This window comes from Chitinophaga sp. (assembly GCF_035564935.1).
Taxonomy (GTDB): domain Bacteria; phylum Bacteroidota; class Bacteroidia; order Chitinophagales; family Chitinophagaceae; genus Chitinophaga.
The window spans coordinates 1-9364 of record NZ_DATMTE010000416.1; the positions used below are offsets into that span (position 1 = coordinate 1).

Here is a 9364-nt window from a genome sequence, read left to right on the forward strand (position 1 = left end):
GCCGCACAGGAAAAAACTGACCTTTCAGGCAGCTGGAGCTTCCAGGTAGATTCACTCGACCAAGGAGTTACCGGTAAATGGTTTAACCGGCCATTAAAAGATCATGTTAAACTTCCCGGATCCATGACTACAAATGGAAAGGGCGATGAAGTTTCAGTAAATACCCACTGGACCGGTAACATTATCGACAAATCCTGGTTTACAAGCGATGAATATGCGAAATACAGGCAGCCCGGAAATATTAAGATCCCCTTTTGGCTGCAACCCGTAAAGTATTACCAGGGCGCTGCCTGGTATCAGAAAACAATTAAGATCCCCGCTTCCTGGAACAACAAATATATCCAGCTGTTTATAGAAAGAAGCCATTGGGAAACTACCGTATGGATAGATGATGTGGAGATAGGTATGGAAAACAGCCTTGGAACAGCACAGGTGTTTGAACCAGGTAATACATTACAACCAGGTACACACCGTTTAACCATCAGGGTCGACAACAGGATAAAAGACATACAGGTAGGAAATGATGCGCATAGCGTATCGGATCATACACAAACCAACTGGAACGGTATGGTGGGGGAACTGAGTCTCCGGGCCAGGCCGGCAACTTTTATTGCTAACGTGCAGCTTTATCCTGATATTAAAAACAAACTGGTACTTGCAAAAATTCATCTCAAAAATACATCCGGTACTCAGCAGACAATTTCATTAAACCTGGCGGCTATCCCCCATACATCAGGCGTAACAAAACCAATGCCCCTGACGCAGGAAATTATGCTTCCCGGAAAAGATACCACCATAGCAATTGCCTATCCTATGGGAAGCAACCCGCTGTTGTGGAATGAATTTCACCCGCACTTATACGAAATGCAGGTAACCCTGAAGGAGCGGGGCAATACAGACCGTCAGCGTATATCTTTCGGGATGCGCGACTTCAAAGCCAAGGGCACCCAGTTCGCGGTAAATGATACGCTTACGTTTTTACGCGGTACGTTAGATTGTGCGGCTTTCCCAAAAACAGGTTATCCTCCCACTGATGTAGCCACCTGGATAAAGCATTTTAAAACGATAAAAGCTTATGGGTTGAATCATATAAGATTTCACTCCTGGTGCCCTCCGGAAGCGGCATTTACCGCGGCCGACCAACTCGGTATCTATTTACAGGTGGAATGTTCTGCATGGGCAAGCGGGTTTAACACCAACGTAATCGGCGATGGCCTTCCTATAGATAAATATGTTTATGAGGAAAGCGAAAAAATGGTGAAAGCATACGGAAACCATCCTTCTTTTGTAATGATGACCTATGGCAATGAACCCGGAGGAAAAAAACAGACCCCGTACCTGGTTGGCTTTGTTAACCACTGGAAAGCCAAAGATGCAAGAAGGGTTTATACCACCGCGGCAGGCTGGCCAGTAAATGATGCCAGTGATTATCACAACACACCGGACCCAAGGATCCAGGGATGGGGTCAGGGCTTGTCAAGCATCATCAACAAGCAGGCTCCAAGAGCCGACTATGACTGGACAAATATTATTTCAAAATGGAAACGTCCTGTTGTTAGTCATGAAATTGGCCAGTGGTGCGTATATCCCAATTTCAGGGAGATAAAAAAATATGATGGTATATTAAAACCGAAGAATTTTGAAATCTTTAGAGACAAGTTACAGGAAAATGGCCTGATACAGCTGGCCGACAGTTTCTTTATGGCTTCCGGAAAGCTGCAGGCGCTTTGCTATAAAGCTGATATTGAAGCTGCGTTGCGTACTCCCGGGTTCGGTGGTTTCCAACTGCTGGGCTTAAATGATTTCCCCGGGCAGGGAACAGCGCTTGTAGGTGTTTTAGATCCATTCTGGGAACCCAAACCTTATATTACTGCAGCGGGGTTTAGCCAGTTCTGTGCGCCGGTAGTATTGCTGGCCAGGTTACCAAAAATGATTTACACCAACGATGAAGAGTTGGTTGTTCCATTGGAGATGGCCAATTTTAGCAATGCTCCAATGAAAAACGCTTTGATTACCTGGAGTATTGAATCTGAAAACGGAGCGCCGTTATTTAATGGCAACTTTAAAAAAGAAATGATTGAAATAGGAAATGGAATTAAGATAGATACTATCCGGCAGGTTCTCGGAGCAATAAAAAAAGCGCAACATCTTGTTTTAAAGGCCAAAACAGGCAACCATACAAATACATGGGATATATTCGTTTACCCAAAAGTACTGCCGGAAACACCCGGGGAAGTACTTTTAACCCAAACGTTAGACGCCAGTGCCATTGAAAGATTGAACCGGGGCGGAAAGGTATTGCTGACACTGAAAAAAGGATCGGTTAAACCTGAAATGGGCGGCGATATTAAGATCGGGTTCTCCTCCATATTCTGGAATACCGCATGGACGGCCAAACAACCTCCTGTTTCCTTAGGTATTTTATGTAACCCCAAACATCCTGCACTCGCGGATTTCCCTACTCAATATCATAGCAATTGGCAATGGTGGGATGCCATGAGTCATTCAAGCGCGATTAAGCTGGATGTTCTGGCGAAGAACCTGTCTCCCATTGTAAGAGTGATTGACGATTGGGTAACCGCGCGTTCCCTGGGGCTGGTTTTTGAATGCAACATAGGAAAAGGTAAGCTCGTTGTTTCGGCAATAGATCTTCTTACTGACCAGGACAAGCGTCCGGAAGCCCGCCAGTTACTTTACAGTCTTGGGAAATATATGAGCGGCACGCAGTTCAAACCAGCGCATACCCTGGAACTGGCACAAATACAGCAATTGTATCAGTAGTTAAGCATTAATAAAAAAGCATCGGCAAACACACCAACAGCAGGATATGTTTGCCGATGCTTACTAACGTCCATGCCTAAAAGCCGATGGGCGGCTTATTAGCTTCTATGGGCCAGCCGGGATTCTGATATATAGGGGAAGTATTTACATCGTTATCTTCCGACGTGATCAGGAAATGCTGTATGGCAATCGGATTGAAATAATGTGCCAACGTCCATTTATAACCATTGTATGCCAGCACTGTAGGCGTTTTCTGGTAAATGCGCAGGTAGGGACTCAGCGCCGGATCAGATACTGTGCTTCTGTCGCCGATGTTATAAGTAAGAGCCGAAGCGCTGTACCAGTTTTTGATCGGTCCCCAGAGTTTGAATCCTTCTATGAAATAAGGCGTTTTGATCATTTGATCCATTGCCCGCCATCTGCGCAGATCCATATACCGTAACCCTTCCCCCATTAGTTCACAACTCCGCTCCCTGCGAATGTTATAAAGGGTTTTATCTACCATGATGCCGGCGGAATATACGCCCCAGTCGTTCGCCGCCTCTTTTACAAGATCGGTGGCTGCAATGGTTTTCTGAATATCAGGGTCCACTCCTGCTCTTTCCCGGATCGCTTTCCAATACGCAGTGGCTGTACCATCCAGCGCACCGGTCTTTTCGTAAGAGGCTTCCATGTAATTGAAATAAGCTTCTGTTCCCCTGAATACGATGCTGCCGACATCTCCCCTGCCATTGCCAAGTTGTGCGCCATCATATACATTGCCTTTGCGGCTCATATAGCCGGTGGAGTTATCATGGTTGCCTATCAGGTTCATAATGTCAGGGTATCCTACTACCGGCGTGGCATGTGTACCCAGCGATGATGGTTTGAGAATATTGATCTGGCCGGGCTGTGCAAGGAAAAGCCAAAGTCGGCCATCACGGTTCTGGCGCACCAGCTGTATGGAATCGTCGCCTGCATAGCCGGAGCCTGTTGCATAAATGGGCAGTCCGTTCGCCATCAGGAAACGATCTACATACCCCCGTGTGAATCCCCAGCCATGTGCAGCTTGTATGGTATTGGGGAAACCGTTGGAAACGCCCTGCCCGAGGTCATAGTCGCGCCAGAGCAGTACTTCGCTGAAGCCGGAGAGATCTGTTGCGCTGTACATCCGGCAATATGGGTTTGCTTCACTTGCCACGGCAAAATCCTGGTTACCCGTTTCCAGCCGTTTCGCCATGCTGTTAGGTACAAGCGGCACGGCATCTGCAACGGTTTTTGCGGCCTCCATTGCCTGGGTCAGGAAAAAGTCGATCTCCCCTTCAATGCTACCGGATTTGAACTGGTAGGAGGCATTATAGCTTTTGTCTTTGCCCGGCCATTTAGGACCGTTGGGTACATAGGCGGTGTTCCTAAAATACTTCAGGAAAGTGCCCTCGTATAATGCCACGCGTGATTTCAACAGCTGTGCGCATATTTTAGACAAGCGGTTTTTACCACCTGATGGAGCAGTAACGCCCATCAGGAGAATCGCTGAATCAAGATCTGATATGATGAAGCGTGCCACTTCTGTTTGGGGCGCCCGTTTGCTGGCCTCGGTCAGCGATGCTTTGTCTTCCTTCAGCGTGTGGGTAATAATGGGGAAATCGCCCAGCGACTGTAATTTTCCCCAATAGGCCCAGGCGCGCATAAAGTACATTTCGCCTATGTAGTGCCTGATATTGTCTTCATTCCCGGTAAGCGTACCGGCAGCGAGACGCGGCAGCACCGTTTCAAGGAAGTAGTTGCACTGGTAAATATCTGTGAACGACCACTCCCCGCCGGTTTGCCCTACCATCCACTGGCCCGGCACATAACGGTTATCAAACCCACGCCTTGCGCCCACATCGGTATGGGCGTCTCCGTCGAATGTACCAAAAACAGGAAGCGTTTCGTATCGCCTGATCACGTAAGTTGCCAGCTGCGATTCTTCCAGCAGGTAATTCTCCGGTGTTATCCGCGAGGGCGGGGTGATTTCCAGCAGATCCTTGTTACAGGCATGCATCAATAAAGCCGTAACCGCTATCAGTAATATATACAGTGTTTGTTTCATGATGTTACATTTGTCTGATCAAAGGATAATGTTCAGGCCCAACGCATACACTTTGAATAAAGGATATGCACTGCCGCCGGAGCCGCCGTCTACCGTTTCAGGATCGAACATGGTGGCCATTTTTGTAATGGTAAACAGGTTCTCGCCGGAGGCGTAGATCCTGAGTTTTTGTATGCCGGCACGCCGGGTCAGACCTGCAGGCAGCGTATAACCGATTTGCAGGTTCTTCAACCGCACGTATGCTGCGTTTTGCAGGTAGCGTGTTTGCACCACCTGATTCTTACCACTGATGAGTGGCCGCGGATAGTAGGAGTCGAGATTGAGACCTAATACATGTTTAGGATCATCCCGGAAATAATCGGTATGCTCTGTTAAACCAGCGGAAGAATAGATACCGGTGGAGGCGCCCCAGAACTGGTAACTGTTCTGGAAATAATCACGCTTCATTACACCCTGGAAAAAAGCCCTGAAATCGATGCCTTTCCAGTTTGCCCCGAAATCTGCCCCTATCAGGAAACGCGGCGTATTATTGCCGATAAGTATCAGATCGCCGTGATCACCTTCCGTATTAGAGCCGCTGGAAATCTTACCATCTCTATTCACATCCGCAAACATCAGATCGCCCGCTTTCCAGTTACTGCCTAATGCATTCTGGGCGCCATTGGGTAATGATTTGAGATGATCGTCCATTTGTTGCTGGGTTTTGGCGATACCGATAGTTTGGTAACCCCAGATCTCTCCCATCATATGTCCCGTGATGAAAGTGCTTAAACTTCCGGTGGGATTGGGATAACGTGTAATTTTGGTACGGGAATCAGACATGGTGAAGCGCAGGTAATAATCCAGTCCGTTCTTCAGCTGGTCTCTCCAGTTCAGCTCCACTTCCCATCCTTTTGTTTGTAAGTCTGTATTGTTTGCTTTGGGAACATCCGTTCCCAATATCACGGGCAACTCAGGAGCGGGACCTATCATGTTTAAGGTGAGGCGGGAATAATGTTCCACTGTTAATGTAAGCCTGTTTTGTAAAAACGCCGCGTCCATACCAAAGTTCCAGGTGCGTACTTTTTCCCAGGAAAGGCTGGAGGTAATAAGACCCGGCGCAGTAGCCGTGTTAGGCCGTTGCCCGTTGATAAGCCATGAACCATCGGCATTGCCGGTAGGAACGGCAAGATAGGTTGGATACCAATCTTTAGTATTCTGATTCCCCAGCTCACCCACTGAAGCTCTTAGTTTTAACTGGTTCACATATCTTTCCAGCGGTCGCCAGAACTTTTCCCGGTCGAGGTTCCAGCCTGCAGATACAGAAGGCGAATACATCCAGCGCATGTCGGAGCGGAAGCGCGAAGATCCGTCGTACCGCAGGTTGGCTTCCAGCAGGTACTTCCCGTTGTAATCGTAGTTCAACCTGCTGAAATAACCTTGTGTAGCCCATTTGTTGGTATTGCCGCCTACAACAGGAGGCACCGGTTTACCATTGGGGTCGTTGCCGGAAGTAATGTCCAGCACCGGCAATTGCGATACAATTAAACCGTTGCGCTGTGCGGAAAACCACCTTGCTTTGGTTTGTTCCGTTTGCATGCCAACCAGTATTTTAAAATTATGCTGACCAAACTTTTTGAAGTATTCTGTATACAAATTGGTGTTCAGGTAATTGGTGCGGCCTGCTTCTTCGTGCACATGATTTTCGGTTCGGTACACATAGGGATTTCCTGCCACATCGTGATTAAATACCGGCTTTAGTTCCCAATGATAAAACTGGTTATCAGTACGGTAATTGAGGTCAGCAAAGATCTTCCAGTCGCGCAGCGGCGTAATGGTCAGTTTCAGTTGCTGGGAGTTGGCATCGTATTGTTTATCACTGGCGCCGCCGTCTCTCATTTGCAGGGCGGGCGAAGGAGAATCGTAGAGGAACCCGTTGTTATCATACAGCGGCAGCATGGGCCATCCTTGCCGCGCTACGATATCATTCAGGGTATTGGTCATATAGCTTGGTCTTTCAAACTCTTCACGACTGAAGCGCTGGATGAAAGAAAGTGATGCCCACCCGGAGAGTTTGGCATTAATGCGCGCCGTAATGTTGTACCGTCTGAACTTGTCGCTACCAAAGCGCATAAAACCGATCTGGTCGAGATAGCCGCCGGAAATAAAGTAGGTGATATTTTCCTTGCCGCCGCTGGCGCTCAGGGAATATTCCTGTGCAGGTGAAGTTGGTTTATAAAGCGCCCTGTACCAATCAACGTTATCGTTGCCTTCATAATAACCGTCTGCCCATATGTTGGGTTGTCCGGGACGGGGAATGATGGTGGTTTTGATCTTCCCATCCATAAAATCGCGGATACGTTGCATGCGGGCCGGAGTAAAATATACGCCTTGTCCAGAATTTACGCTGGCATCGTTAAAATAGGTGGCAAAGGTGTAGGAATCCATGGTGTGTGGCAGCAATACCGGGCTGCTAGAGCGGTAATTGGCGCCGGCGTTGATGGTGGTTTTGCCGGCCTTTCCCTGTTTGGTGGTGATAAGGATCACGCCAAAAGGTGCACGGGAACCGTAGATAGATGAAGCGGCCGCATCTTTCAACACGGATATGTTATCAATATCCTGGGGGTTCACGGCATTGAGATCGCCCTCCATCCCATCGATCAGCACCAGGGGCGCAGCATCGGAACCCTGCCCGATGGTGCCTACACCACGTATATTGATGGAAGGCCTGTTTTCCATACTGCCTCCCATCGCGCCGCTTTGCGTAATATTAAGTCCCGGCGACACCCCCTGCAGCGCCTGGGCCACATTGGATACCGGTCTTGTTTCCAGTACTTTGGAACTGATAGTAGACACGGCGCCGGTCAGGTTGGCTTTTTTCTGTGTGCCGTAACCTACCACAACAGCAGCATCCAGGTTTTGCATGGAAGCAGCCATGACTACATTCACCAGGGTCCGGTTTTTCAACTCGACCTCCTGTTCCTGCATACCCAGGAATTTAAAGACTAATACCGTTGTTCCTTCCGGTATTTTTAGCTGGTACTCTCCAGCTGCATTGGTAACGGCTCCTGCCGAGGTGCCTTTCGCCACTACTGTAACCCCAGGTAGCGGCTGACCATTTCCATCTGTCACCCGGCCTTTTACAAGCACAGGGTCTGCTGCATTTACCGGTGTAAAAACCGCTGGCAAAAACAGCATAATGAAAATAAACAGTAGATAAACAAACGACGATGGAAGCCCTGGCAGCGTAGTTATGTGCCATGCTTTCCCGGAGGAAGTAAAGGTTCTCATTGTTTTCTTTTTAACAGTAATGCATAAACGTGGTAAGAATAATGTGTGGGAGATATTACACGGCATTAGCTTCCCTTCCTGTTATGGCGTGTCATAACAGATGATGAAAATGCCCTGAAAATATGTGCTGGCTTTAGTACGAATAAATAGTGATACGGCTTCACAATGCCTCAGCGCCGCAAGCAATTGTTTGTTTTAATGCTTTTTGGTTGACTAAATAATGGCCCTAAATTATTATCCCATGTACCGATATACAATGGATAAAACCGTTAAAAAAATGGACAATATTACGATGGTGTTGCAACGGATGTTGTTGTGTGGATAGCTCTTTTTGAGGCAATGTTCCGCTATGTCCCTGTTCCAAAGAAAAAGAGGCTGCTCAATCCTATTGAGACAGCCCCTTCTATCTACCACTGATTAATTTCAACTGGTGACGTTGAAGCTATCATGGTACTCCACAGTTCCTTCCGGTATTTCTCCTTCAAATGACTGTACCTGGAAATACTCAGCAGGAGCATGCAGGTATTGCAAACGGTCATCGCTCCTGAATCCGAACCGGCCATAATAAGAAGGCTCGCCCAGCACCACACAGCCAGCTGCATGCAGCTCCCGCAATGCGTCAATGGCGGCCCTGGTCAACCCGGAACCCACGCCAGATCCCTGTTTGGAAGGACTCACCGATACAGGCCCAAGTCCAAACCAGCCTTCGCTTCCTGAAGAAATGATTACAGGCGATACAGCAATATGTCCTATCAATACTCCTTCCTCTTCTGCTACCAGGGAAACGGTCAGCTGACCATTTGCGCGCAGGGCTTTTATGATAAATGATTCCGTTCCGCTGCTATATGCTGCTACGGCAAATGCAGCCTTCGTAACCTCATCGATAGCCACGATATCAGAAGGCTCTTCCCTCCTGATAGTATAATTGTATTTATGCATTACTGTCAGAATTAAATAAAAATAGAAGGATACTCCCGCGGCCCAGGGCGCAGAAACCATGAATAGAATTATCAGGTGAAGATGTAATTACCTGGGTAACTACTGTAATACAATATCCATCATACGCTCAAATTGAAGAAAAGTGGAATTCCACCCGAAAATAAAGAAAACTGTGATACGACCCTCATAACGGGCACGCATATTTTTATGTTATCTATAAATAGTTTTATGAAAAGGAAATATAGAAGAGATGACCTACAGGTGGACGTGATCCCGCTGGTACAAAACCCGAACCTTTTTATC

General features: G+C 47.7%; 4 protein-coding genes. 1 reads left to right on the plus strand and 3 read right to left on the minus strand.

The features are described 5' to 3' along the window. The coding region (locus tag VN105_RS10830; protein WP_325640704.1) for a sugar-binding domain-containing protein at positions 1-2781 on the plus strand (2781 nt) is incomplete at its 5' end. A 76-nt stretch (positions 2782-2857) separates the two neighbouring features. On the opposite strand, the gene VN105_RS10835 is transcribed toward VN105_RS10830, so the two are convergent. From VN105_RS10835 to VN105_RS10845, 3 genes are all read right to left on the minus strand, one after another. After that, positions 2858-4852 carry a RagB/SusD family nutrient uptake outer membrane protein gene (locus tag VN105_RS10835; RefSeq protein ID WP_325640706.1) on the minus strand — a complete coding sequence of 665 codons (1995 nt, stop codon included), beginning with the start codon at positions 4850-4852 and terminating at the stop codon, positions 2858-2860. Positions 4853-4870: 18 nt separating this feature from the next. Next, a complete protein-coding gene (locus VN105_RS10840; protein ID WP_325640708.1) occupies positions 4871-8122 on the minus strand; it encodes a TonB-dependent receptor in 3252 nt (1083 codons plus the stop codon). A gap of 423 nt (positions 8123-8545) precedes the next feature. Further along, the gene (locus VN105_RS10845; protein WP_325640710.1) at positions 8546-9061 is read right to left on the minus strand and encodes an N-acetyltransferase; all 516 of its coding nucleotides are present in this window, start codon (positions 9059-9061) and stop codon (positions 8546-8548) included. Between the last annotated feature and the right edge of the window lie 303 nt (positions 9062-9364).

Coding starts and splice junctions, on each gene's coding strand:
- VN105_RS10835 (WP_325640706.1), bottom strand. CDS start 4,852: ATGAAACAAACACTGTATATATTACTGATAGCGGTTACGGCTTTATTG.
- VN105_RS10840 (WP_325640708.1), bottom strand. CDS start 8,122: ATGAGAACCTTTACTTCCTCCGGGAAAGCATGGCACATAACTACGCTG.
- VN105_RS10845 (WP_325640710.1), bottom strand. CDS start 9,061: ATGCATAAATACAATTATACTATCAGGAGGGAAGAGCCTTCTGATATC.